The organism is Zobellia nedashkovskayae (assembly GCF_015330125.1).
Taxonomy (GTDB): Bacteria; Bacteroidota; Bacteroidia; order Flavobacteriales; family Flavobacteriaceae; genus Zobellia; species Zobellia nedashkovskayae.
In genome coordinates this window covers 109,077-132,101 of the sequence record NZ_JADDXR010000002.1, presented here as the reverse complement: position 1 = coordinate 132,101, position 23,025 = coordinate 109,077, and the positions used below count along the sequence as shown (strand labels likewise).

Annotated in this window: 23 protein-coding genes; 15 read left to right on the top strand and 8 right to left on the bottom strand. The window is 36.7% G+C overall.

Features of this window, described 5'->3' with window-relative positions; all coding sequences use genetic code 11:
* The first annotated feature begins 11 nt into the window (after positions 1 to 11).
* Together IWB64_RS00565 and IWB64_RS00560 are read left to right on the top strand one after the other, a co-directional pair.
* Positions 12 to 3,218, top strand: coding sequence for an efflux RND transporter permease subunit (locus tag IWB64_RS00565; protein ID WP_194532183.1), 3,207 nt, complete (start codon positions 12 to 14; stop codon positions 3,216 to 3,218).
* A gap of 22 nt (positions 3,219 to 3,240) precedes the next feature.
* Positions 3,241 to 4,674, top strand: coding sequence for a TolC family protein (locus IWB64_RS00560; RefSeq protein ID WP_194532182.1), 1,434 nt, complete (start codon positions 3,241 to 3,243; stop codon positions 4,672 to 4,674).
* A gap of 96 nt (positions 4,675 to 4,770) precedes the next feature.
* Here IWB64_RS00560 and IWB64_RS00555 read toward each other — a convergent pair whose 3' ends face one another.
* Both IWB64_RS00555 and IWB64_RS00550 read right to left on the bottom strand, forming a co-directional pair.
* Complete coding sequence (locus tag IWB64_RS00555; RefSeq protein WP_194532181.1) at positions 4,771 to 5,682, bottom strand: SMP-30/gluconolactonase/LRE family protein; 912 nt, start codon at positions 5,680 to 5,682, stop codon at positions 4,771 to 4,773.
* A 2-nt stretch (positions 5,683 to 5,684) separates the two neighbouring features.
* On the bottom strand, positions 5,685 to 6,524 hold the full coding sequence (locus IWB64_RS00550) for a TIM barrel protein (protein ID WP_194532180.1): 840 nt from the start codon (positions 6,522 to 6,524) through the stop codon (positions 5,685 to 5,687).
* 99 nt (positions 6,525 to 6,623) lie between these two features.
* Here IWB64_RS00550 and mazG point away from each other — a divergent pair, with 99 nt between their 5' ends.
* From mazG to IWB64_RS00525, 5 genes are all read left to right on the top strand, one after another.
* Positions 6,624 to 7,409 (top strand): nucleoside triphosphate pyrophosphohydrolase, encoded by a 786-nt coding sequence (gene mazG, locus IWB64_RS00545; protein ID WP_194532179.1) that lies wholly within the window; start codon positions 6,624 to 6,626, stop codon positions 7,407 to 7,409.
* A 74-nt stretch (positions 7,410 to 7,483) separates the two neighbouring features.
* Complete coding sequence (locus IWB64_RS00540) at positions 7,484 to 8,854, top strand: MATE family efflux transporter (RefSeq protein WP_194532178.1); 1,371 nt, start codon at positions 7,484 to 7,486, stop codon at positions 8,852 to 8,854.
* 1 nt (position 8,855) lies between these two features.
* Positions 8,856 to 9,083 (top strand): hypothetical protein, encoded by a 228-nt coding sequence (locus tag IWB64_RS00535; RefSeq protein ID WP_194532177.1) that lies wholly within the window; start codon positions 8,856 to 8,858, stop codon positions 9,081 to 9,083.
* An 8-nt stretch (positions 9,084 to 9,091) separates the two neighbouring features.
* Entirely contained in the window at positions 9,092 to 9,673 is a 582-nt protein-coding gene (locus IWB64_RS00530) for a phosphatase PAP2 family protein (protein WP_194532176.1), read from the top strand.
* Positions 9,657 to 11,312 carry an ArnT family glycosyltransferase gene (locus IWB64_RS00525; RefSeq protein WP_194532175.1) on the top strand — a complete coding sequence of 552 codons (1,656 nt, stop codon included), beginning with the start codon at positions 9,657 to 9,659 and terminating at the stop codon, positions 11,310 to 11,312. The genes IWB64_RS00530 and IWB64_RS00525 overlap by 17 nt, the downstream gene beginning before the upstream one ends.
* 30 nt (positions 11,313 to 11,342) lie before the next feature.
* On the opposite strand, the gene IWB64_RS00520 is transcribed toward IWB64_RS00525, so the two are convergent.
* The 3 genes from IWB64_RS00520 to IWB64_RS00510 are packed head-to-tail and all read right to left on the bottom strand — an operon-like array spanning position 11,343 to position 13,877.
* Complete coding sequence (locus IWB64_RS00520; RefSeq protein WP_194532174.1) at positions 11,343 to 12,305, bottom strand: glycosyltransferase family 2 protein; 963 nt, start codon at positions 12,303 to 12,305, stop codon at positions 11,343 to 11,345.
* 40 nt (positions 12,306 to 12,345) lie between these two features.
* Positions 12,346 to 13,389 (bottom strand): methylmalonyl Co-A mutase-associated GTPase MeaB, encoded by a 1,044-nt coding sequence (gene meaB, locus IWB64_RS00515; protein ID WP_194532173.1) that lies wholly within the window; start codon positions 13,387 to 13,389, stop codon positions 12,346 to 12,348.
* A 2-nt stretch (positions 13,390 to 13,391) separates the two neighbouring features.
* Positions 13,392 to 13,877 carry a DUF2911 domain-containing protein gene (locus tag IWB64_RS00510; protein WP_226975771.1) on the bottom strand — a complete coding sequence of 162 codons (486 nt, stop codon included), beginning with the start codon at positions 13,875 to 13,877 and terminating at the stop codon, positions 13,392 to 13,394.
* Between the two features lie 229 nt (positions 13,878 to 14,106).
* Here IWB64_RS00510 and IWB64_RS00505 point away from each other — a divergent pair, with 229 nt between their 5' ends.
* A complete protein-coding gene (locus IWB64_RS00505; RefSeq protein ID WP_194532171.1) occupies positions 14,107 to 14,532 on the top strand; it encodes an organic hydroperoxide resistance protein in 426 nt (141 codons plus the stop codon).
* Between the two features lie 58 nt (positions 14,533 to 14,590).
* Here the strand turns inward: IWB64_RS00505 and IWB64_RS00500 are convergent, their stop codons facing one another.
* Positions 14,591 to 15,496, bottom strand: a complete 906-nt coding sequence (locus IWB64_RS00500) for an aldose epimerase family protein (protein ID WP_194532170.1) — start codon at positions 15,494 to 15,496, stop codon at positions 14,591 to 14,593.
* Between the two features lie 108 nt (positions 15,497 to 15,604).
* Here IWB64_RS00500 and IWB64_RS00495 point away from each other — a divergent pair, with 108 nt between their 5' ends.
* The 3 genes from IWB64_RS00495 to IWB64_RS00485 are packed head-to-tail and all read left to right on the top strand — an operon-like array spanning position 15,605 to position 18,105.
* Positions 15,605 to 16,147 carry an RNA polymerase sigma factor gene (locus IWB64_RS00495; RefSeq protein WP_194532169.1) on the top strand — a complete coding sequence of 181 codons (543 nt, stop codon included), beginning with the start codon at positions 15,605 to 15,607 and terminating at the stop codon, positions 16,145 to 16,147.
* The gene (locus IWB64_RS00490; RefSeq protein WP_194532168.1) at positions 16,131 to 16,715 is read left to right on the top strand and encodes a hypothetical protein; all 585 of its coding nucleotides are present in this window, start codon (positions 16,131 to 16,133) and stop codon (positions 16,713 to 16,715) included. The genes IWB64_RS00495 and IWB64_RS00490 overlap by 17 nt, the downstream gene beginning before the upstream one ends.
* Positions 16,687 to 18,105, top strand: a complete 1,419-nt coding sequence (locus tag IWB64_RS00485; RefSeq protein ID WP_194532167.1) for a hypothetical protein — start codon at positions 16,687 to 16,689, stop codon at positions 18,103 to 18,105. The genes IWB64_RS00490 and IWB64_RS00485 overlap by 29 nt, the downstream gene beginning before the upstream one ends.
* A gap of 86 nt (positions 18,106 to 18,191) precedes the next feature.
* Here IWB64_RS00485 and msrA read toward each other — a convergent pair whose 3' ends face one another.
* Both msrA and IWB64_RS00475 read right to left on the bottom strand, forming a co-directional pair.
* Positions 18,192 to 18,872, bottom strand: a complete 681-nt coding sequence (gene msrA, locus IWB64_RS00480) for a peptide-methionine (S)-S-oxide reductase MsrA (protein WP_394370089.1) — start codon at positions 18,870 to 18,872, stop codon at positions 18,192 to 18,194.
* A gap of 130 nt (positions 18,873 to 19,002) precedes the next feature.
* On the bottom strand, positions 19,003 to 20,016 hold the full coding sequence (locus tag IWB64_RS00475) for a malectin domain-containing carbohydrate-binding protein (RefSeq protein ID WP_194532165.1): 1,014 nt from the start codon (positions 20,014 to 20,016) through the stop codon (positions 19,003 to 19,005).
* A gap of 574 nt (positions 20,017 to 20,590) precedes the next feature.
* On the opposite strand from IWB64_RS00475, the gene IWB64_RS00470 reads away from it, so the two are divergent.
* The 4 genes from IWB64_RS00470 (at position 20,591) to IWB64_RS00455 (ending at position 22,984) form a co-directional block, all read left to right on the top strand.
* Positions 20,591 to 20,830: a hypothetical protein gene (locus IWB64_RS00470; RefSeq protein ID WP_194532164.1), complete on the top strand. Its 240-nt coding sequence runs from the start codon at positions 20,591 to 20,593 to the stop codon at positions 20,828 to 20,830.
* Between the two features lie 652 nt (positions 20,831 to 21,482).
* Positions 21,483 to 21,722 carry a hypothetical protein gene (locus IWB64_RS00465; protein ID WP_194532163.1) on the top strand — a complete coding sequence of 80 codons (240 nt, stop codon included), beginning with the start codon at positions 21,483 to 21,485 and terminating at the stop codon, positions 21,720 to 21,722.
* Between the two features lie 405 nt (positions 21,723 to 22,127).
* Positions 22,128 to 22,367, top strand: coding sequence for a hypothetical protein (locus tag IWB64_RS00460; protein ID WP_194532162.1), 240 nt, complete (start codon positions 22,128 to 22,130; stop codon positions 22,365 to 22,367).
* A gap of 362 nt (positions 22,368 to 22,729) precedes the next feature.
* Entirely contained in the window at positions 22,730 to 22,984 is a 255-nt protein-coding gene (locus IWB64_RS00455; protein ID WP_194532161.1) for a hypothetical protein, read from the top strand.
* The last annotated feature ends 41 nt before the right edge of the window (positions 22,985 to 23,025 follow it).

The following is a 23,025-nucleotide window of genomic DNA, read 5'->3' as shown; positions in this document are numbered from 1 at the left end:
ATAGCAAGAATATGTTTAATAAATTTATAGAAAGACCAGTGCTATCCATTGTGATATCACTGTTCATAGTGTTCTTGGGCATGCTTGCCATCAAGACACTACCCATATCGCAGTTTCCCTCCATTGCACCACCAAGGGTAAATGTAAGTATTGCCTACCCAGGTGCCAGTGCAGAGGTATTGGTTAATTCGGTGTTGATTCCTATGGAGAAATCCATTAACGGAACGCCCGGAATGAAATATATGACTTCTGATGCTACGAGTGCAGGTGAAGCTACTATTCAGGTTATTTTTGACTTGGGTGTAGATCCAAACCAGGCCGTAGTGAGTGTCAAAAACCGTATAGAACAGGTTACCAGTAGGCTGCCTGAACTGGTACAACGGGAGGGTATTATTATTTCTAAGGCACAGCCCAACATGTTAATGTATGTAAACCTTTATAGTGAGGATGAACATGCAGATGAAAAGTTTCTATACAACTATGCTAACGTAAATATCCTGCCGGAATTAAAACGGATCAAGGGTATTGGTATGGCAAAAATTCTCGGTAGCCGTCAATACGCAATGAGAGTTTGGTTAAAACCGGATAGGATGCGTGCTTATAACGTTTCTACCGAAGAAGTAATGGAAGCTTTGCAAGAGCAAAGTATCATTGGTTCACCTGGTAGATTGGGTCGTAGCTCCGGTAAACGCTCACAATCGCTAGAATATGTGTTAACCTATGAAGGGCGATATAATGAGCCAAAACAGTATCAGGACATTATAATTAAATCAAATCCTGATGGAGAGATTTTGTACTTGAAAGATGTTGCCGATGTTAATTTAGGGAGTGAATTTTACGATATCTATTCCAACCTAGATGGGCATCCTTCTGCTGCAATTACCCTAAAGCAAACAGCGGGTAGTAACGCGAACGATGTAATTAAAGCGGTAAAAGAAAAATTAGAAGAGATAAAAGGCGATAATTTCCCTAAAGGGATGAACTATGAAATCAGTTACGATGTTTCTAGTTTCTTAAATGCATCCATAGAAAAGGTAGTGCATACCCTTGGTGAAGCTTTCATATTGGTTGCTTTAGTAGTGTTTATCTTCTTGGGAGATTGGCGTTCAACCTTAATTCCAACTATTGCGGTACCAGTTTCGTTAATTGGAGCCTTTTTCTTTATGCAGTTATTTGGCCTGACGATTAACCTTATTACGCTCTTCGCATTGGTTCTAGCTATTGGTATTGTGGTGGATAACGCCATTGTGGTGGTAGAGGCGGTCCACGTAAAAATGGAAGAGGACAATCTCTCACCATTTAAGGCTTCAAAAATGGTGGTTCACGAAATTAGTGGAGCCATTATAGCCATAACCTTGGTAATGACCGCAGTGTTTATTCCGGTATCATTTATGTCTGGTCCTGTTGGGGTTTTCTACAGACAGTTTGCAATAACAATGGCGACTTCTATTGTTATTTCCGGGATTGTAGCCTTAACGCTTACTCCGGTTCTCTGTGCTATGATATTGAAAAATAACCACGGTGTAGCGAGGAAGAAGACTCTTTTGAATAGGTTTTTAGATGGATTTAATAATAAGTTCGAAAAAGTAACGGGCAGGTATACTAACTTCCTTAAGGTGATAGTGAACAGACGATCGGTAACTTTTGGCCTGTTGATTGCTTTTTGTGTGGGTATATTTTTTACAAGTAAGACATTGCCAACAGGGTTTATTCCTAATGAAGATCAAGGAATGATCTATGCTATTTTGCAAACTCCTCCAGGATCTACTTTAGAGCGTACAAACGAAGTGTCTCGTAAACTACAAATGATAGCGGAAGAAATACCGGGAATTAAATCGGTTTCTGCATTGGCGGGTTATGAGGTTTTAACAGAAGGTCGTGGTTCTAACGCAGGTACCTGTCTAATTAACTTGGAAAACTGGTCTGATCGCGAAATGTCATCGGTAGAAATTATCGAAGAACTAGAAGAGAAGGCGAAAGACATACCAGGAGCTACTATTGAATTTTTTCAACCACCAGCGGTGCCAGGTTATGGAGCGGCAGGCGGATTTGCTTTGCGTTTGTTAGATAAAACAAATTCTAGCGATTATAAGGCTTTTGAAAAAGTGAACGATGATTTCATGGCCGCACTTAGAGAACGAAAAGAGTTGTCAGGTCTGTTTACCTTCTTTGCTGCAAACTATCCGCAGTATGAACTAAAAATAGATAACAAACTGGCCATGCAAAAAGGCGTTTCTATTGCCAAGGCAATGGATAACTTATCTATTCTTATCGGTAGTACCTACGAACAAGGTTTTGTACGTTTTGGTAGTTTCTTTAAAGTATATGTACAGGCATCTCCGGAGTTTAGAAAGTTACCGGCAGATGTGATGAAAATGTACGTGAAGAACGACCATGACGAAATGGTACCTTATTCGGCTTTCATGAAAATGGAGAAAAAGCAGGGTCTAAATGAGATTACTCGTTATAACCTGTATACAACTTCTTCCATAAACGGTTCGCCAGCTCCAGGATTTAGTAGTGGGGAGGCAATTGAAGCTATACAACAAGTTGCGGCAGAAGTATTGCCAAGAGGTTATGGTATTGATTGGGCAGGACTTTCAAAAGATGAGGTAGGCCGTGGTAACGAAGTCCTGTACATTTTCTTGATCGTACTGGCATTTGTATATATGATCTTGGCGGCTCAGTATGAGAGTTTCTTATTACCGCTTGCGGTTATTCTTTCATTACCAGCGGGTGTTTTTGGGTCGTTCATACTATTAAAGGTTATGGGACTTTCCAACAACATTTATGCGCAGGTAGGTTTGGTAATGCTGGTTGGTCTGTTGGGTAAAAATGCGGTACTGATCGTAGAGTTTGCGGTTCAGAAACATCAGCAAGGTTTATCCGTTTTCAATGCTGCTATTGCTGGGGCCAAAGAGCGTTTCCGTCCAATTTTAATGACATCTTTCGCTTTTGTTGCAGGTCTTATTCCATTAGTGTTTGCAACCGGCCCAGGTGCAATTGGTAACCGTACTATCGGTACAGCTGCTGCTGGTGGTATGATTGTAGGTACTATTTTCGGTGTAATCGTTGTTCCCGGGCTTTACTATCTATTCGGAACAATTGCTGCAAAACGAAAACTAATCAAGTTTGAAGATGAGAATCCATTGTCGGAAGATTATGTACACAATGATCCACAACATCCATTGATGGCCGAATCTATAGCGGATAAATAAACCACTAACGAAATTCAGAAAAATGTATAAAAGAATAATATATATGGGTTTGGGTATAGCATGTCTATCCCTGACGTTTACGTCATGTAAAAGCCCTGCCGCACTGCAAAAAAAAGCCAATATTACAACGCCGGATACATATAACGGTTCGCAAGATTCTACTAATACCGGTACCATTGCTTGGCGAGAGTATTTTAAAGATCCCAATTTACGCACGCTTATAGATACGGCTTTGGGCAATAACCAAGAGTTGAATATTGTCTTGCAGGAAATTGCGATTGCAAAAAGTGAGGTTAGAGAAAAGAAAGGGGAGTATCTCCCCTTTGTGGGCTTGCGAGCAGGTGCCGGACTTGAGAAAGTTGGAAGATATACCAGTCAAGGTGCCAGTGATGCGAATACTGACATACGGCCTGGAGAAGAATTTCCTGAGCCGTTAGGCGATTTTCTAGTTGCTGCTGAAATTGATTGGGAAGTTGATATTTGGCATAAATTAAGGAATGCTAAAAAAGCTGCGGTTACACGGTATCTATCTTCTGTTGAAGGTCGGAATTTTATGGTAACCAATCTTATTGCTGAAATAGCAAATTCTTATTATGAGTTGCTGGCTTTAGACAATCAGATGGCTATTATAAAGCAGAATATTGGTATTCAGAGTAATGCTTTAGAAATAGTAAAACTTCAAAAAGCCGCTGCTAAAGTAAATGAGTTGGCAGTTAAGAAGTTTGAAGCTGAGGTTTTTCATACCAAAAGTTTGCAATTTGAAATACAACAGGAAATCGTGCAGACTGAGAATAAGATCAACTTTTTGCTAGGTCGTTATCCGCAAGCAATTGAGCGTGATCATAAAGGTTTTGAAGATTTAGTTCCGGAAACTGTGCATCTGGGTCTGCCATCCCAGTTATTAGATAATCGCCCTGATATTAAAGAAGCAGAACTTGATTTGGTAGCTGCAAAATTGGATGTAAAAGTGGCGAAGGCGCGTTTCTATCCTTCTTTGGGTATTTCCGCAGGTATCGGGTTTCAGTCCTTTGATGCAAAATATTTGCTAGAAACACCGGAGTCGCTGCTCTATTCGTTAGTTGGGGATTTAACTGCTCCGTTGATTAATAGAAATGCGATTAAAGCCGCATATTATGGCGCTAACGCCAAACAATTACAGGCAGTCTATAATTATGAGCAGACTATTTTGAATGCTTATGTTGAAGTGGCTAATCAATTAGCGAAAATAGATAACTTGGAAAAAAGCTATGATTTAAGGTCAAAAGAGGTAGATGCGCTAACGGCTTCAATAGACATATCAAATCGACTTTTTAGATCTGCCAGAGCAGATTATATGGAAGTTCTGTTAACGCAACGTGATGCGCTAGAAGCAAAAGTTGAGCTTATTGAAACCAAGCAAAAACAGATGAGCGCTGTGGTTAATGTATACCGTGCTTTAGGTGGCGGATGGAATTAACTCTTGCTTACTATTGCATAAATCCACTTCAATTGAAAAAGCCATTTCACAACTATGTGAAATGGCTTTTTTTTATTTTTCGTATTAAGAATAGTACTATCGCACGCCGTTTACATTCATTTTTAAAGTATAGGCAGAATCCATAGCGGTAATGAAAAGTGTTTTCTGATCAGCCCCTCCAAAAGTTACATTGGCAGTCCAATTTTCCGGAACAGCTATATGTTCTATTTGCTCTCCTTTGGAATTAAAAACAGTAACACCATCCCCCGTAAGGTATACATTGCCAAGATTATCTAACGTCATACCATCAGAACCCATATCAGTAAAGAGCTTTTTATTAGATAGGTTTCCACTGGCATCTACAGTGTATACAAAAGTCTTCTTTGCACCAATATCAGAAATGTAAAGTGTTTTGCCATCTGGAGAGCCAATAATGCCGTTAGGTTGTTCAAAATTCTCCGCAACTATTCTTGGAATAGAGTTTCCTTTTGAGAGGTAGTATACTCTTCGGGCAGTTTGCTCTGGTTCTGAATGTTCCCACCAAGGTCTCTTGTAGAAAGGATCGGTAAAATAAATTCCACCAGCCAAATCTACCCAAAGATCATTGGGGCCGTTTAATTTTTTTTCCTCATAATCATCTATTAAAACAGTTACTTTTTTATCGTGGGAGATGCTCCACAATTCATTTTTGTCATCTGCAGCGGCCAAAAGGTTGCCGTCATGGTCAAAATAGAGTCCGTTGGCACGCCCTGACGGTTTCATGTAATCAGAAACCGTATTGCTGGCAGCATCCCATTTTACAATACGGTCATTAGGTTGGTCTGTAAAATAGATATCGCCATTTTTGTCAACAGCTGGCCCCTCTGTAAATTCATATTCATCTGAAACCAAAGTTAGTTTTGCGTCTTTGGCAATGATTCCTTTAGAAATATTCTGTTGTGATTTACATGAGGAAAGCCCTAACAAAATAAGAGCTGATAAGAGAAAAGGAAGTTGATTTCTTTTCATGTTTATAAGGTTTTAAGGTAATTCATGTTGTGTTTCATGCTTTCCATAGGGGTACTGGCATATTCTTCTTGTTCTATAAAAATATGTTTAACACCAGAGTCGGATTTGTGCTTCATTATATTGGCAATATCAAGACCTCCTTTACCAAATTCAGTACTTATTTTTTCGTGCATATTCATATCTTTCAAATGCCACAACGGAAAACGTTTGGGATATTTTTTAAAATAATGTAACGGGTCTTTTTCTGCAACAACAACCCATCCTAAATCCAGCTCCATGTGAACTAGGTCTGGGTCCGTATTATCCATAAGAACATCGTAAAGTACTTCGCCTTTATCAGATTCAAATTCGTATTCATGATTGTGATACCCGAATTTTAATCCTAAATTTTTACAGAATTCACCAGCTTTATTAAAAGCTTCAGCTACCTTTTTGTAATTATCAATGTTTTGACCATTGCTAGGAAGTGAAGAACAAATAACATATTCCTGACCTGACTCTACTGCTTGGCGCATGGTATCCTCAAAATCCTTGTCCAAAGCAACATGTCCGCTACAGAGTTCCATGCCCAAACTATCACAAGTATCTTTCATTTCTTTTGGTGAGAGACCGTAATAGAGACCTTCTTTACTACGAGCCGATTCTATTTTTTTAATGCCGATGGAAGCAATTTGCTCTAATGTGCCTTTAGCATCTTTGGCCATTTCATCACGAAAGGAGTAGAGCTGGACTCCAAATTTTTCGTTGGGAGCAATGGCGAAACTCATGGATGGTATTAACAAGGTTCCAGCAGCAGCCAAACCTGACTTTTTTAAGAAATGTCTTCTGTTTATATGAATCATAATTAGGTATAGGTGAATCTTAGTAAAGACTTCTAAAATACTCTAAATTTTCGACACGTTAAAAGAAGGGTCTTTGTACTTTTACGCAAATTTTCAGGAATGAATACAAGACAGCAAAAACTAGAGGCCTTTGACCGTTTATTGACCATTATGGATGAGTTGCGTGAGCAGTGCCCGTGGGATAAAAAACAGACTATGAAGACTTTGCGTCATCTAACTATTGAAGAGACGTATGAACTTGGTGATGCTATTCTTGAAGATGATTTAGAAGAGGTGAAAAAAGAACTTGGTGATGTATTGCTCCATATTGTCTTTTATTCAAAAATAGGAAGTGAGACCAATAATTTTGATATAGCCGATGTCTGCAATGAAATATGTGAAAAGTTGATCAACCGTCACCCTCATATTTATGGTGATGTAAAAGTAACCAGTGAAGAAGATGTAAAGCGCAACTGGGAAAACATTAAACTTAAAGAAGGTAAAGGTAAAACCAGCGTTTTGGAAGGTGTGCCCAAGGGCTTGCCGGCATTGGTAAAGGCTAGTCGAATTCAAGAAAAGGTTGCCGGTGTTGGTTTTGATTGGGAAAAGCCAGAACAGGTCTGGGAAAAAGTACAGGAAGAACTTTCTGAGTTACGGGAAGAGATCAAAGCACAGGACCAAGACAAGATGGAAGCCGAGTTTGGTGATGTTATGTTCGCCATGGTGAATTATGCCCGTTTTCTGAATATAAGTCCGGAAAATGCCTTAGAACGCACTAATAAAAAATTTATTGGTCGTTTTCAGTTTCTAGAGGCAAAAGCCAAGGGAATAGGGAAAGAATTAAAGGAGATGACATTAGGCGAAATGGATATATTTTGGGAGGAAGCCAAATTGGCCGAGAAATAATTCCTGAAAAATAATAGAAAATAGGTGAGGAGGGAACTCCGTTTTTACCATGAATTTCATCAAATAAATCAGTTTTGTTTCAGCAATACACTAAAGAATTTAAATATAATATTAAGCTTTCCGTACCCGTAATATTGGGAATGTTAGGCCATACTTTTGTACAATTGGCCGATAACATTATGGTAGGGCAACTAGGTACGGCAGAACTGGCAGCGGTTTCTTTGGGTAACAGTTTTGTGTTCATAGCCATGTCTTTAGGAATAGGTTTCTCTACAGCAATAACTCCTCTGGTTGCTGAGGCGGATGGCGCCGGGAACAAGGCAAATGCTAAAAGTGCCTTAAAGCATGGTTTGGTTTTATGTACTGTTCTTAGCTTGATGTTGTTTGGAGTCATATTAATTGCAAAACCCTTAATGTATTCTATGCGGCAGTCCGAAGAAGTGGTGGCATTGGCCATACCATATTTGGATTTGGTCGCTTTTTCGTTAGTTCCGTTAATTATATTTCAAGCTTTCAAGCAGTTTTCTGAAGGACTATCTCAAACTAAGTACCCAATGTATGCAACAATTATGGCCAATGTGGTAAACGTTGTGCTTAATTATTTGTTGATTTTCGGTTCTTTCGGTTTTCCTAAAATGGGTATTGTAGGTGCGGCAATCGGTACATTGGTTTCACGAATTTTAATGGTAATATATATCTGGTATATACTCAAAAGCAAAAAGAAATTTCATGATTATGTCACTGGATTTAATTTCAAGACTATTGAAAAAAAGGTAATCAAAAAAATCATCAATTTAGGTTTCCCTTCGGCATTACAAATGTTTTTTGAAGTGGCGATTTTTACAGCTGCTATATGGCTTAGTGGTGTACTAGGAAAGAATGCCCAGGCTGCAAATCAGATTGCGCTAAATTTGAGTAGTATGACTTTTATGTTTGGCATGGGATTAGGTATTGCGGCCATGATTCGTGTGGGAAACCAAAAAGGATTGCGCAATTTTGTAGAGTTGAGGCGTATTGGTAAATCCATATTTTTTCTCACATTGTTGTTAGAAATATTTTTTGCAGCTCTATTTTTATTAGGTAGACATTGGTTCCCAACTATATATTTAGATTTGGACGATGTTATGAATGTTGCCGATAATACGGAAGTAATCGCCTTGGCTGCGGAACTATTGCTGGTAGCTGCCTTTTTCCAGATTTCGGATGGAGTACAAGTAGTGGTCTTAGGTGCGCTCAGAGGATTGCAAGATGTAAAAATACCAACATTAATAACCTTCATAGCCTATTGGGGTATAGGTTTCCCGGTAAGTTATTATTTAGGATTATATACAGATTTGGCAAGCACGGGCATATGGATAGGATTGCTTACCGGGCTTAGCGCATCGGCGGTTATGTTGTATATTCGCTTCAATTATTTGACTAAAAAGTTAATAGTAAATTCATAAGATGGAATTCCCAAAATTTTTGTTAGGAGATAATACAGATTATCCCACAGCCATATTTGTTGTACATACTGAATATCCAAGGTTCATAATCAACCTGGAAAACGATGAGGTAGAGTGGTTAGAAGACTTTTCTACTGAAGATGAAAAAGAATTGGAATCTGAAGCAGAGACCCTTATAGAACAGGCCGGTGAATTTTATGATCGTGAAGTTTCTAGATACGAAGAATAGCAAAAATCATGTGGCAAGAACTTATTCAACAAGATAAAGAGCTCTTCCTTATTCTGAACAATTTGGGCACACCCCAATGGGATGGTTTTTGGTTGTTTATTTCAGACAAATTTAGCGCCATACCGTTATATGCGGTCTTATTGTTCTTGGCGTATAAAACATATGGGATTAAAAAGACCTTGGTTCTTTTGGTTACTGTTATACTATTAATTGTGGTTACCGATCAATTAGGTAATTTCTTTAAATATGGGGTTCAGCGTTTGCGACCTTGTCATGACCCTGATTTGGATGGCTTGGTAAGGTTAGTTAAATCATCCTGTGGAGGTAAATTCGGTTACTTTTCTGCACATGCAGCAAATAGTTTTGCCGTAGCATCTTTCTTTACCTTAGTGCTAAAGCACAAATATAGTTACATAGGAATTTTCTTGATGTCTTGGGCACTTCTAGTCGCTTATAGTAGAATCTATTTGGGCGTTCATTTTCCGTTAGATGTGTTAACGGGGGTTCTAATAGGACTGTTTTTTAGCTGGTTATTTTCAAAGTTGTATATATTTGCAATAGAGAAATATCTGTATGATATCAAACTTTAGATATTGGTCTTTATTGGTGTTAATTGTTTTGGTTTACGTAGCCGGAATGTTTGTTACCCTAATTGAACCAGATTCTGCCCAATTTGCTGTAATGGCAATGAGAATGGTTCAAGAGAACGACTTTGTCAATCTTATAAAAGGTGGCGCTCAGTATCTTGATAAGCCACATTTACACTTTTGGCTTGCTGCTTTTTCCTTTAAAATTTTCGGATTATTTGACTGGGCCTATAGAATACCGGCTATACTAGTTACTTTATTAGGAGCTTATAGTTGTTACGGTTTAGGTAAGCTACTCTATAATACAAATACGGGGAAATTGGCAGCGTTGATTTTCCTAACTGCACAAACTATAGTATTGTCGGTGATAGATGTTAGAACTGATGCGGTTCTTACAGCTTTTACCATTTTATCTATTTGGCAGTTTGCTACTTATATTGAAAAGCGGACGTTGCTTTCTATTATTTTGGGAGGATTAGCAGCAGGTTTAGCCTTTTCATCTAAAGGCCAGATTGCACTTTTTGTAATTGGCGTAGCCATTATTTGTCATTTGAGCTATACCAGGAAATGGGAGAGTTTAGTTAGTTGGAAGGTTTTGGTAGGACTAGCTTTTTTTGGAATAGCCATAGCTCCAATGCTGTATGCTTATTACCACCAGTTTGATCTACATCCAGAAAAGGTTATTCGCGGAACTGCGAACCGTAGCGGTATTCTTTTTATTTTTTGGGAACAGAGCTTAGAGCGCACAGGTGGAGCAATGGGGGAGACGTCTAAAGACTATTTTTTCTTTTTTCATACCTTTTTATGGGTTTTTATACCGTGGACCATTCCTGCTCTTTTTGCGGTTGGTTCTCGGATTAGAGCATTATTCAAACTGAAATTTTCGTATAATCCAAAGTTTGAGTTTTTGACTTTAGGTACAATTGTTATCTTTTTTATAGTGGCCAGTCTTTCTCAGTTTAAATTACCGCATTACCTGAATATAGTAATTCCTCTATTTGCTGTCCTAACTGCATCGTATATAAGTGATTTAATCAGGTTTGATAAGAAAAAGACTCTCAAGATACTTTTAGGTTCGCAATATTTTGTTCTTAGTATAGTCTTTACGGCCATTTTGTTCATTTGCTTTTATGTTTTCAAGTTTCAAAGTTTTATAGCTTCGGTTCTTTTGATTGTTTTACTAATGGTCATCATTTATTTCTGTTTAAAAAGAGAAGCTCGTTTTCTACGAATTATTACGATATCTATCTATAGTTCTTTGCTTTTAAATTCTGTATTGAATCTTCATTTTTACCCTGAGCTTTTGAAATACCAGGCAGGATCTAGCATGGCTAATGTAGTGTCAGAAGAGCAAATACCTGTAGACCAAATTTATCGCATATCTGATTTTAATACATGGGCACTAGATTTTTATAACCACCACCCTGTAAGGCATAAATCATTAAAAAATATAAAAGAGAAAAAAGATATTTGGATTTACGTAAATGATATAGATTTACGAAGGGTTAAAGATGCCGGTCTTGATTGGGACCAGCAGTTTACTGAAAATGATTATCAGGTTTCAATGCTTAGTAAAGATTTCTTGAATCCATCTACCCGAAAGAGAGCATTAAAGAAAATGCACCTTATTCATATTCGTTAAAAGTAGTTTTAGGAGTTCCTTAAAATGAATCTACGATTTTATTTGGCCACCAACGGTAACGTTCTTTATCCTATAAGGACGCTTGTTTTGTGACTCGTAATAGGTTCGTATCAATAGTTCCATAACAATACCTATGGTAAACAACTGAATCCCTGCCAGAATGAACATCATACCAAATGTTAGTAATGGCCTAGAACCAATATCTTCTCCCAACCCAAATTTAACCACCAATAAATGTGCATTTATAATTATCCCAATTAATATTAGTACAAAGCCGAAAATACCAAAGAAATGAATGGGTCTTTGAAAATATTTTCTAATGAAGAGTAGTAACATAATGTCTGCTACAACTTTAAAGATGCGTTCTAAACCATATTTTGATGTTCCTGCATGTCTAGCATGATGTTTAACGGGCACTTGTTTGATGCGCGCTCCCTCAAAATGTGCCAACAAAGTAATAAACCGATGCATTTCTCCGTAAAGGTTTAATTCTTTTGCGGTTTCTTTAGTAAATATTTTAAGTGCACAGCCATTATCTTTAATGTCAAGTTTTGCGGTACGACGTATTAGAGCATTCGCTATTTTAGATGGAATTTTTTTTACGAAAGAATCTTTTCTTTCAGCACGAATACCAGTAACAAGATCATAATCTTCGTTGACTACATACGTCAACATTTTGGGGATATCACTTGGATCGTTCTGCATATCGCCGTCCATGGTAATGATATATTCACCCTCGGCATAATCAATACCTGCTGCCAATGCTAAACTTTGACCATAATTCCGTTTAAGACTAATGAGGTGTACTTTATCGTCTTTCATGTTTTTAATAATCTTTCGGGTGCCGTCAAACGAAAAATCATCAACATAAATAATCTGGTAGTCGTAACCAACCAAGCTCTCGTGTATACTCTCTGTAAGTAGCACAACATTTTCGGACTCATTAAAGACCGGTATAACAATAGAAAGAAGGGATGTGGTAACTAAATCCATCAGATCAAAAGAAGTTTAGCTCGCAAATTAAGCTAATTATTTAAGAGCGGGTTTTAAAAATTGTTATCAATTGGTCTGCGGCATAAAAAGGTGAGATTTCTTTGGAAATTACCTGTTCAACATAACTGTCTATTTCTTTTGATATTTTGGAGTCGCTAAAAAAATCCGACTTAAGTCTTTGCTCAATAGCTTCAAACAGCCAGTTCTTATTTTGTTGTTTTCGCTTTTCATTAAAATAGTCGGTTTCTTTACTTTTATCAATATAACCGCTAATAATATTCCAAATTTCTACAATGCCTGTATTCTCTATAGAAGAGCAGTAAGACACTTTTGGTCTCCAACCATTTTCTTTTGGCGGGAATAACTGTAAAGCCCCTTCAAAATCCATTTTGGCAATTTTTGCTTTGGCCAGGTTATCTCCATCAGCCTTGTTAATGACAATACCATCAGCCATTTCAATAATACCTCTTTTTATGCCCTGTAGCTCATCGCCTGCACCTGCCAATTTTAAGAGTAGAAAAAAGTCTACCATGCCATGAACAGTAGTTTCATTTTGACCGACCCCTACTGTTTCTATCAAAATAATAGAAAAGCCTGCTGCTTCACATAAAATAATTGATTCTCTTGTTTTACGCGTTACGCCGCCTAACGATAAACCAGAAGGAGATGGGCGTATAAAAGCATTAGGGTCTTTTGCTAAAACTTCCATTCTAGTCTTGTCTCCTAATATACTGCCCCTACTTTGGCTACTTGTTGGGTCTACTGTAAGTACAGCCACGTTATTTCCTTGTGACGTTAACAGTTGGCCAAACGTTTCTATAAAAGTACTTTTGCCAACGCCCGGTACCCCGGTTATACCAATACGAATGCTTTTAGTTGACCGTTTTAAACACTGGGTAACGACCTCGTTGGCCTCCTCAATATGTTTTTTATTATTACTCTCAACTAGCGTAATAGCTCTACCAAGAGCGGTTTTATCTCCTTTGCATAAAGCTTCAACCAATTTAATGGGGTCAATGGTGTTTTTTCTTTTTTTCTGAATTTCAGAAATTCCTTTTGGATATGTATTTTTATTTTTTTCCAAACTTATTTGCTAATAGGTACTTTAACTAGCGTTCTGTCCCAAGAAATAAGCATGTAAAGTTGATTTTGCATGTCAAAATCTATGGTGAAATTTTCTATCGTTTCTGCGGTTTGCTCTGTAGGTATTTCAATTTCAACCACATCTTCTTTAGGAACTCGGTTGGTTTCTTTTCCTCCGCTCAGAATACTTACACCCCAGTCCGGTATGTTTTTATTAAATATTACAGACCAACTTTGGCGGCTTGGTCTAGTCCATAATGAATAGGTTCCTGTAGGAAGATTCTCACCGGCTATTTTTATATCACTAGTTGTAGAAAAGGTTGTAGGTTCGTTTGCTCCTGTACGCCAAACGACATCGTAAGGCACAAGTTCACCAAATATTATTCTATCTTTTTTTGATGGACTGGAATAGGTTACTGACAGGTCCATTCCATTTTTTACATATGCCACTGTTTTCTCAGGGCTATTTTTTTTTGTTTGCGTTTTCATATAAGGACTTATTACAAAAAAGAAGAGAAGGCCTAATACTGCAAATGTGATAAGAGTCCACTTTAAAAATTTCATTGTTTTGCTATTGGTTGATCTAAGTTACGCATTAGGTGTGTAATCCATTCTTTTTTTGACGGTAAAGATGCTTTTCACATTAATTTAATAACTCATTCTATTATTTCACAATTGCATAGCTTAACTTCATATTGTAATCATAAACTTATACGTAATGAAAACTATTTTTAAAACGGAAGCAACGAATACAGGAGGTAGAGCCGGTCATGTAAAAAGTGATGACGGTGCCGTAGATTTAGATATTAAAATGCCTGGCGTAAACGGAAAAACAGATGGTAAATCTACCAACCCGGAACAACTTTTTGCAGCGGCATATTCAACCTGTTTTGCAGGAGCGCTTCAAGCAGTTTCAAAAGACCTTGGGGTGGATGATTTAGGTGATTTTAGCGTAACGGCTATTATCGGTTTTAATAAAGATGAAGATGGCTTTTTTATAGATGCGACATTAGATTGTCTTCTGCCTACCGTAGATAAGAAAAAAGGAGAAGAGCTTATTAATGCTGCTCATGAAATATGTCCTTACAGTAAAGCTACAAGAGATAATATTACTGTAGAACTTAATTTAATGGTAGAGGCATAGAAAGTGCATTTTATATTTTTAAGCCCTAAGAAGTCATACTTCTTAGGGCTCTTTTTTGCTATGTAACCGAAAAGTGATATTTAGATATATTACTATATTCTTCACCAGGTTTCAAAACCGAACTAGGAAAGTTTGTTTGATTGGGAGCATCGGGAAAATTTTGTGTTTCAAAACAAATACCAGGGAATTCTGGAGGTGTATAAACAACAAGGGCAGGTTGGTTGGTTTGCACGGTCATGGTAATACCTGACCTTTTAGATTTAACACGGGCCGCCAAATTGGTTTTGGGATGAATAGCGAACGGTACATCTAACGGGGTGTTTCCAATAGGTCTTTCTTCTAGAAAATTATAAGGAGTCCCTTTCACTGACACAAAATTTCCAGTAGGTAATTGGTCCTTGTCGCTTTCTGTAAAATGTGTACAGTTCATTTGCAATAGGTAATCTGTTATGCCATCTCCGTAGTCTAATTTAAAATAAGTATGATTGGTTAGATTCAAGACTGTTGTGCGATCAGTTTCCGCCTTATGCTCAATAACCAAGGCATTGTCTTGTATTTTGTAGGTTACGGTTACTTTTAAGTTGCCAGGATATCCTTCTTCTAAATGTTGGCTTACATAAGATAATTTTATAAAAGGTTCTGGGCCGTGGTTGACTTCTTCAAATTTCCAGGTTTTTTGAGCAAAACCTTTTTTTCCACCATGTAAATGAACACCGTTTACGTTATGCAAAGGATAGGTTTGCTGGTCTAAAACAAAACCGCCTTTAGAAATTCGCCCGGCGTATCTTCCCACACAGGCTCCTAAGCACTTTTTATCGTTCTCATAAGCACTAGGGTAGTTGAAGCCAACAACTACATTGGTATAGTTTCCGTCCGTTCCCTTAATTAATAATTTTTGAATTACAGCACCGTAATCTAGGACGATTAGGATAATGTTTTCGGATTGTATTGTAACTTGTTTCAAATGTATCTAATTAAAATCTTTACAAAATTATGTGTTTTTTGCAACACATGAGTATTTCTTTCGTCCTTATAATAGAATAGACCCAAAACAGACAACGAAACCCGACCAATGTTTCATATTGACGTAGTAGAGCAATGTAAAAATAATAACAGAAAGGGACAGCTGAAACTGTACCGACAGTACTGTGATGGTATGTTCTGTGTGGCGATGCGGTATGTGAAAAATGCGGATGATGCAGAAGATGTTTTACAAGAATCTTTTTTAAAGGCTTTTCAGCATATAGAGCAGTATAAGGGCAACGTTACTTTTGGTGCGTGGCTTAAAAGAATAGTAATCAATAAATGTATTGATTTCTTAAAGACCAAAAAACATGAAACTATTGAATTTGAAGAGCGTCATCTGCCAGTGACCGAAAATGAAGATTGGTCTATAGATAATGGTGTTACAGTAAAAGAGATTAAGGCAGCGATGCAAGAATTACCAGAAAAATATAAATACGTGGTAATGATGTATTTGTTAGAAGGTTACGATCATGGCGAAATATCGCAAATATTAAGTCTCACCGAAAACACCTGTCGGACTAGGCTTTTAAGAGGCAAAGGGTATTTAAAACAATTGCTAAAGGAAAAGAATTATGGCGCAAGATATTAGGAAAATTTTTGGGAATGAAGAGGAGGAAGGCAGACCAAAATTAAAAGCTGGCCATGAACAACGATTTCTTAAACGACTGGAAGCAGAACTCCCGCAGCAAAGAAAAAAGAAGTTTCCATATTTAAAAATCGCAGCTTCAGTTGTATTACTGTTAGGCTTTGGAAGCTATTTTTTTTGGCAAGGTAACTCATCTGTTTCCGAAGAAACCGTAGTTGAAAAACAAGAAAAAGTTACAAGCGTAGAAAAGTTGTCTTTGGGAGACCTTTCGCCTGACTTAAAAAAAGTAGAGAATTATTATATGGCTAGTATTAACCTAGAAATATCAGGACTGGAAGTTTCGGATAAGAATAAAGAGCTCATAGATAGTTTTATGGGAGAGTTAAGTGAATTGAATTACGAATACGGAAGGTTGAGCAAAGAGTTAAACGAAATAGGTCCAAATGACCAGACGATTACCGCAATGGTTAAAAACCTACAATTACGCCTACAATTATTACATAGGCTTAAAGAAAAGTTGAATCAATTAAAATCATCAAAAAATGAAGCAGTTACAGAGACTAGTGTTTAAGTCCCTAACGGTTGCCCTATGCCTCATCAGCATAGGGGCCAATGGGCAAAAAAAAGAACGAGTAAGTATAGAGAGTTTTAGGGTTGAAGATGATGCTATTCTAGATATCAATACCAGTTACACAGATATTGAGTTTGATACATGGAATAAAAACGAAGTTATCATTGAAACTACTATTCAGTTGGAAGGATCAACAGATAAAGAGGCAGAAGCCTATTTTAAAAAAGAAGGTTTCTCTATCATGGGGAACAGTAAAAAAGTTGTTGTTACTAGTCATAACGATAACTCATGGTTAACGAATTCATTTATTGATATTGAGGATTTACATATTGAAATTCCCGAAGTACAGGAGTTTGATGCATTTGAATTCGATTTTGATCTTTCAGAATTGATTGAAATGCCAATGCCTCCCGAACCACCTATGCCCCCAGTTCCAAATCCAAATTTTGATCATGAAGCTTTTGAAAGAGAGGGAGATGCCTATCTAAAAAAGTGGCAAGAAGATTTTCAGAAAAATTTTGGAGATCCGTATGAAAAAAGAATGCAAGAGTGGCAGCAAAAAATGGAAGCAAAACATGAAGAGGTCCGTGAGAGGCATGAAGAAGAGTTAGAACTGAGAATGGAAGCCCAACAGGAACGAATTGAAGCAAGACTGGAAAAGAGAGCAGAGCGGGAAGAAAGGAAAGCAGAGGCCATGGAAGAGCGAATGGAAGACGAAATAGAACTAAACCATAGGCATCCTTCAAATACCTTTTATTATAAAAGAGGAGGGGAAAGTAGAAAATACAAGGTAAAGAAGACTATAAAGATTAAAATGCCCAAATCAACTAAAATAAAAATGAATGTGCGTCATGGAGAGGTAAAACTTGCGGAACATACCAATAACATGAACGCTACTCTTTCTCATGCAAAATTATGTGCAGCTACAATCGATGGGGATGAGACCAAGGTTACCGTTTCGTATTCCCCTATAAGCGTCCAAAAATGGAACTATGGGCAATTGAGAGCGGACTATTCTAAAAACGTTGACCTAGAAGAAGTTTTAAATCTACGGTTAAGTTCTAGGTCCTCTGAGGTGACAATTGAAAACCTAATGAAGACGGCTTTTATTACCCATAATTTTGGTTCACTATTTATTCATAATATGGATGATAATTTTGAGACTCTTGATATTACCCTTCAAAATGCAGAGCTTACGTGCAGTCTACCTAAAGTAGAAGGAAATATTTATATGAACGGAACTACATCTGAATTCGTAGTTCCGGCTAAACTGAATTTAGATAAAACTACAAATCAGGGTAGTGTAGTCTATAAAGGTAATGTGGGTAGTGAGAATTCAAATAAGTCCATAAGTATCAACACACAATACAGTAAAGTAATTCTACAATAGGCTTAACATTGGATATATAATACCTCTACAAAAAAAAACAGCCTCAAAGGGCTGCTTATTTTTTTATTAGAATATAAGGCACTCAATTAATGAGAGTCTTCCTTTAAGTATTCTTTAAAATTTTCTTTGAAACGATTTAATCTTGGTACAGACACATTTGTAATGTATGAGTTTTTCGGATGCTTACGTTCGTAATCTTGATGATAATCTTCCGCATCATAAAACTTTGTAAATTCGATTACTTCAGTTGTAATTGGAGCACCATCGTAAACGTTTTGGTCTTTCAAGGCTTTTATATAACCTTCAATAACCTGTTTCTCTTTATCGGTTTTGTAAAATGCAACAGATCTATATTGAGTTCCGCGGTCTGGTCCTTGACTATTTAGTGTAGTAGGGTCATGAGAACCAAAAAAAACTTGAACTAGCGCTGTAAACGAAATAACTTTTGGGTCATAAAAAACTTTAACAGCCTCTGCGTGGCTTGTCATCCCTCCTCCAACTTGTTCATAAGTCGGATTCTTTTCGGTCCCACCGGAATAACCTGAAACCACTTCTTTAACTCCTTTTACACTTTCAAATATAGCTTCTACACACCAAAAACAACCACTAGCGAAATATGCAGTTTCAAACTGGTCTAAATCTTGACTTGTCAGTTTGACAATCTGTTCTTTTTTCTGTGGTTCTTGACTAGATTCTTTCTTTGCAACATGAGATTGGCAAGAGGTGCCTATAAAAAGTGATATGGTAATAAGTATAGCTTTAAACATCATTCTATTATTTTAATGGATTAGTATGGTTTATATACGTTTCCTTACTCACAAAGGTTCAAAAAAAAATAGGTCTTCAGAGCATATGCTCTGAAGACCTATTACTAATTAGCATTAAGTTTTCTTACAATTAATCAATGCTTCCTGTACCGAAAACTTCGATACCAGAAATTTTTGGTTTATTGACTGTTGCTTCAAAAGTGATTGTTAACTCACCATCAGCTACTTCAATATCGTACATACGACTACCTGCATTTCCAGCTCCGTGTTCTTTAAAAAGATCATATCCAGTAAATATTTCCTGGTCTTCCATGGAAATATTGAAGATTCTACTTCCTACCCCACCTTCAAGGCCTTCAGGATTTGCAACACCCCAGTAAACCTCTGCAAAATAAAGTTTTACTGTATAAGTTCCATTAGTAACAGGAATTTTATAAGAGAATGGTCCCTTAATAACTGTGTTGTCAGTAATTCTTTCAGTCAAATAAAGAGCATCCATCTCCGTATCAGCTACTTCTGTAACAGAAGGATTACTATAGGCTTCGGTAGGACCATCAAAATATTGGTCTTCCAAAAATGTAATATCTCCAAAAGTTACTTCTGGACCACCACAATTAATTCTAAGTAAAGTAGGGCCAACTGCCTCAGTAGATTGATCTGCTTCTTGAGCTGGGTTAGATTCGTCCGGGTTGAAAGTTATTTCGACAGTGCTGGTGATAGCTACTCCGTCTAAAGTTCCAGATACAATTATAGTTTCTTCTTCAGTACCACTTACTGTTGCGGTATAAGTACCGTCTGCATTGTCAGTAACATCAGATAAAGTTGATGATCCAGTAGCTAATAAGGCAACTACGCCACCGCTTGCAGTTAATAGTTTTCCATCGGCATCAGCTAATTGAACAGTTACTGTGGAAGTGCTTACCCCGTTAGCGTGAGCAGCAGCCGTAGCATCTATAATAGTATTCTCATTAGTTGGGTCAGGCACTGGAGCTGGCTCCGGCTCTGGTTCAGGCTCCGGGTCTGGATCTGGTGTTTGTTCTGTTTCGGTTCCTCCATCATCACTGCTACAAGCTACCGGTACCATAATAAACGATACAAACAACATTGAAAACAAAAACCATTTTGTAATTAAATTACGTCTCATAATTTAGGGATTTTAAATTTATCTATTTTCTTTTTCAAAAGAAGGTGCAAATTATATATTTAGATGTTTCACTCCAATAATATTAACTAATAATCGTCAAAAGTATGCTCTTGATCGTTGGTACATCAATTTTTGATGTAAGCGGAATAGTACATAGACTGAAAATCATGGTTTTTTATTGTAGGATACCTATAATAAACGAGTTAAGGAGTCTTTGCTTATGTATAGATATTTTTGTAAATCTCAGGGTTATTGACTCTTAAGGAATAACTTCTATGTAAAACCTATGTTTTACTAGTTTGAGAAAGCATAGCTACTATATATTATCAACTACTAAAATTTTTATCAAAGCTATAGTATTACAAAAAGACAATTCTTCAATACGGTAAAGTCATTAATTTCGGATTAAAAACACTTAATCCCGTTAAGGTGTTTTGAGGTCGTTCACGTTCACCGATGGTTTTTTACACTTGAACCGAAGTTGTACCGATAACCGAAAATAAGGGGTTTTTCAGCGAACGGAACCTCGGTACAATGGGGTCTGCGGCGTTTTATATATATAAACGCCCAAGTCATGAAAACTATCGCAACTTTAATTTTTGTTCTTTTTATCGGAGTAACTGCTCAAGCTCAAACAGCAACTGAAGAGGTGAAGGTTAATACTATTGAAATGACTATCGTTACTGAAACGTCTACTGAAGAAGTTAGTTTTGAAAGCACTTTGGAAGTTGCTCGTTTATACAAGAGAGATAATGCTAGAGTAACTAAGGCACTTTCTTTTACAACAAAAAGAAACAAAGCTAAAATGGCTTAATCATTTGTTCTTCAACGACCACTCTACCGCAGAGCACTAAACTAATTCTATATTTCAGAAACTGACTTTCTAAAATCCAAGAGGTATATTACACTGTAATTGTGTTGATTCTTATTCTAGGCAAAAGCCACCAATAAATCGGTATGCACAATTGTGAAAATAAACTTTAGGTTTAGTTTCATCTTTTACAAAAATCATTATTACAACCAACGGAGCGTAGTACTCTTATATCCTAGAAAAGGGAACTACTGTACGAGTAACTAGTTCCTTTAATACTATTAAAGGAAGAACTGTAATGTGTACGGAGTTGACCTTTGATAGATAAACAGCTTTTTCTTTTTCTCTACGGTCATATTTCTGGATGGGTTTCAGATAATTGCTAATCAGAATTTGGCAAGTTATAGTAATTACAACTGAATATAGTATTGCATTAGCTGTATTCTAGTTTTTCGTAGTAATATGAAACAGGTTGTTTCCGGATTAAAAACACTTAATCCCGTTAAGGTGTTTTTGAGGTCGTTCACGTTCACCGATAGTTTTTTACACTTGAACCGAAGTTGTACCGATAACCGAAAATAAGGGGTTTTTCAGCGAACGGAACCTCGGTATAATAGGGTCTGCGGCGTTTTATATATATATAAACGCCCAAGTCATGAAAACTATCGCAACTTTAATTTTTGTTCTTTTTATCGGAGTAACTGCTCAAGCTCAAACAGCAACTGAAGAGGTTAAGGTTAACACTATTGAAATGACTATCGTTAGTGAAACGTCTACTGAAGAAGTTAGTTTAGAAAGCACTTTGGAAGTTGCTCGTTTATACAAGAGAGATAATGCTAGAGTAACTAAGGCACTTTCTTTTACAACAAAAAGAAACAAAGCTAAAATGGCTTAATTAATTGTTCTTCACCAATCACTCTTAACAAACATTCTTCAACAACCAAGATTCCATAATAAACGAAACTAGTTTTTACTTCTAAGAACTACCTTTCTATAAACCTGAAAAGCCTAATCGGTTTCAGGTAATCAACTATAATAATGTAGTAAATGATAGCAATCATAACTTAATGATGGTATAGCATTAATTGTATTATAGTTTTAGTAGTAATGGGAAATAGGTTCTTTTCGGATTAAAAACACTTAATCCCGTTAAGGTGTTTTTGAGGTCGTTCACGTTCATCGATAGTTTTTTACACTTGAACCGAAGTTGTACCGATAACCGAAAATAAGGGGTTTTTCAGCGAACGGAACCTCGGTGTAATGGGGTCTGCGGCGTTTTATATATATAAACGCCCAAGTCATGAAAACTATCGCAACTTTAATTTTTGTTCTTTTTATCGGAGTAACTGCTCAAGCTCAAACAGCAACTGAAGAGGTTAAGGTTAATACTATTGAAATGACTATCGTTACTGAAACATCTACCGAAGAAGTTAGTTTGGAAAGCACTTTGGAAGTAGCTCGTTTATACAAGAGAGATAATGCTAGAGTAACTAAGGCACTTTCTTTTACAACAAAAAGAAACAAAGCTAAAATGGCTTAATAACAATTAGCTTTTCCCTTTAAGTTATTTACTTCACTAAGCATAATTTTTTTTATAGATGTTCTAACAGAATGAATGTCACACTTTAAACTATTCAATCTATTTCATACATTCTTTAAATTATAGTTTTTTTATATCCTTCTCTTTTTTCTGTCGCTATTTATTAAGGCAAATCCTTGTATGGGTAAACTCAAAAACTATTTAAACTCGGAATAAAGTTTGGCTTGTTTATTTCATTTATCGAAGATAACAAACAGTTTGTCAGAAGTTATTTCAAATGTCTAGTATTACTGCTGTTCAGCGATTTATGGTAAGGTATATGCCATTTTAAGATTATCTTTATAGAGCCCAAATCTTTAATTATGAAATCTATTTTAATCTTGCTATTTGTTTTAAACTTCGGAGTCACTGCTCCCCCTAATACAATAGTTAATGTTAAAAATCACGTTTTTGAAATGGGTTCTGTTCTGGCTTTTTGCTCTAGTGATGTTGAGACTACTGAGAAAGTTGAAATTAGTGCCAAAAGCAGCTTAGCACGATTATATAAGTTGAAAGAATATAGAGTAAAGAAGGCTTTGGCTTTTGTTGCCAAATTGGATAAACCACGTTTTGTATAACTTTGAAAATAATTATTATGATTGTATTTATTCTCGTAACG

Bases quoted from the DNA above. Each gene is read 5' to 3' on its own strand.
- IWB64_RS00520 (WP_194532174.1), bottom strand. From the start codon at position 12,305: ATGGATTTAGTTACCACATCCCTTCTTTCTATTGTTATACCGGTCTTT.
- IWB64_RS00495 (WP_194532169.1), top strand. From the start codon at position 15,605: ATGTTTCATATTGACGTAGTAGAGCAATGTAAAAATAATAACAGAAAG.
- IWB64_RS00470 (WP_194532164.1), top strand. From the start codon at position 20,591: ATGAAAACTATCGCAACTTTAATTTTTGTTCTTTTTATCGGAGTAACT.
- mazG (WP_194532179.1), top strand. From the start codon at position 6,624: ATGAATACAAGACAGCAAAAACTAGAGGCCTTTGACCGTTTATTGACC.
- IWB64_RS00475 (WP_194532165.1), bottom strand. From the start codon at position 20,016: ATGAGACGTAATTTAATTACAAAATGGTTTTTGTTTTCAATGTTGTTT.
- IWB64_RS00550 (WP_194532180.1), bottom strand. From the start codon at position 6,524: ATGATTCATATAAACAGAAGACATTTCTTAAAAAAGTCAGGTTTGGCT.
- IWB64_RS00525 (WP_194532175.1), top strand. From the start codon at position 9,657: ATGATATCAAACTTTAGATATTGGTCTTTATTGGTGTTAATTGTTTTG.
- IWB64_RS00535 (WP_194532177.1), top strand. From the start codon at position 8,856: ATGGAATTCCCAAAATTTTTGTTAGGAGATAATACAGATTATCCCACA.
- msrA (WP_394370089.1), bottom strand. From the start codon at position 18,872: ATGTTTAAAGCTATACTTATTACCATATCACTTTTTATAGGCACCTCT.
- IWB64_RS00490 (WP_194532168.1), top strand. From the start codon at position 16,131: ATGGCGCAAGATATTAGGAAAATTTTTGGGAATGAAGAGGAGGAAGGC.
- IWB64_RS00455 (WP_194532161.1), top strand. From the start codon at position 22,730: ATGAAATCTATTTTAATCTTGCTATTTGTTTTAAACTTCGGAGTCACT.
- IWB64_RS00555 (WP_194532181.1), bottom strand. From the start codon at position 5,682: ATGAAAAGAAATCAACTTCCTTTTCTCTTATCAGCTCTTATTTTGTTA.
- IWB64_RS00460 (WP_194532162.1), top strand. From the start codon at position 22,128: ATGAAAACTATCGCAACTTTAATTTTTGTTCTTTTTATCGGAGTAACT.
- IWB64_RS00465 (WP_194532163.1), top strand. From the start codon at position 21,483: ATGAAAACTATCGCAACTTTAATTTTTGTTCTTTTTATCGGAGTAACT.
- IWB64_RS00560 (WP_194532182.1), top strand. From the start codon at position 3,241: ATGTATAAAAGAATAATATATATGGGTTTGGGTATAGCATGTCTATCC.
- IWB64_RS00505 (WP_194532171.1), top strand. From the start codon at position 14,107: ATGAAAACTATTTTTAAAACGGAAGCAACGAATACAGGAGGTAGAGCC.
- IWB64_RS00530 (WP_194532176.1), top strand. From the start codon at position 9,092: ATGTGGCAAGAACTTATTCAACAAGATAAAGAGCTCTTCCTTATTCTG.
- IWB64_RS00485 (WP_194532167.1), top strand. From the start codon at position 16,687: ATGAAGCAGTTACAGAGACTAGTGTTTAAGTCCCTAACGGTTGCCCTA.
- IWB64_RS00565 (WP_194532183.1), top strand. From the start codon at position 12: ATGTTTAATAAATTTATAGAAAGACCAGTGCTATCCATTGTGATATCA.
- IWB64_RS00510 (WP_226975771.1), bottom strand. From the start codon at position 13,877: ATGAAAACGCAAACAAAAAAAAATAGCCCTGAGAAAACAGTGGCATAT.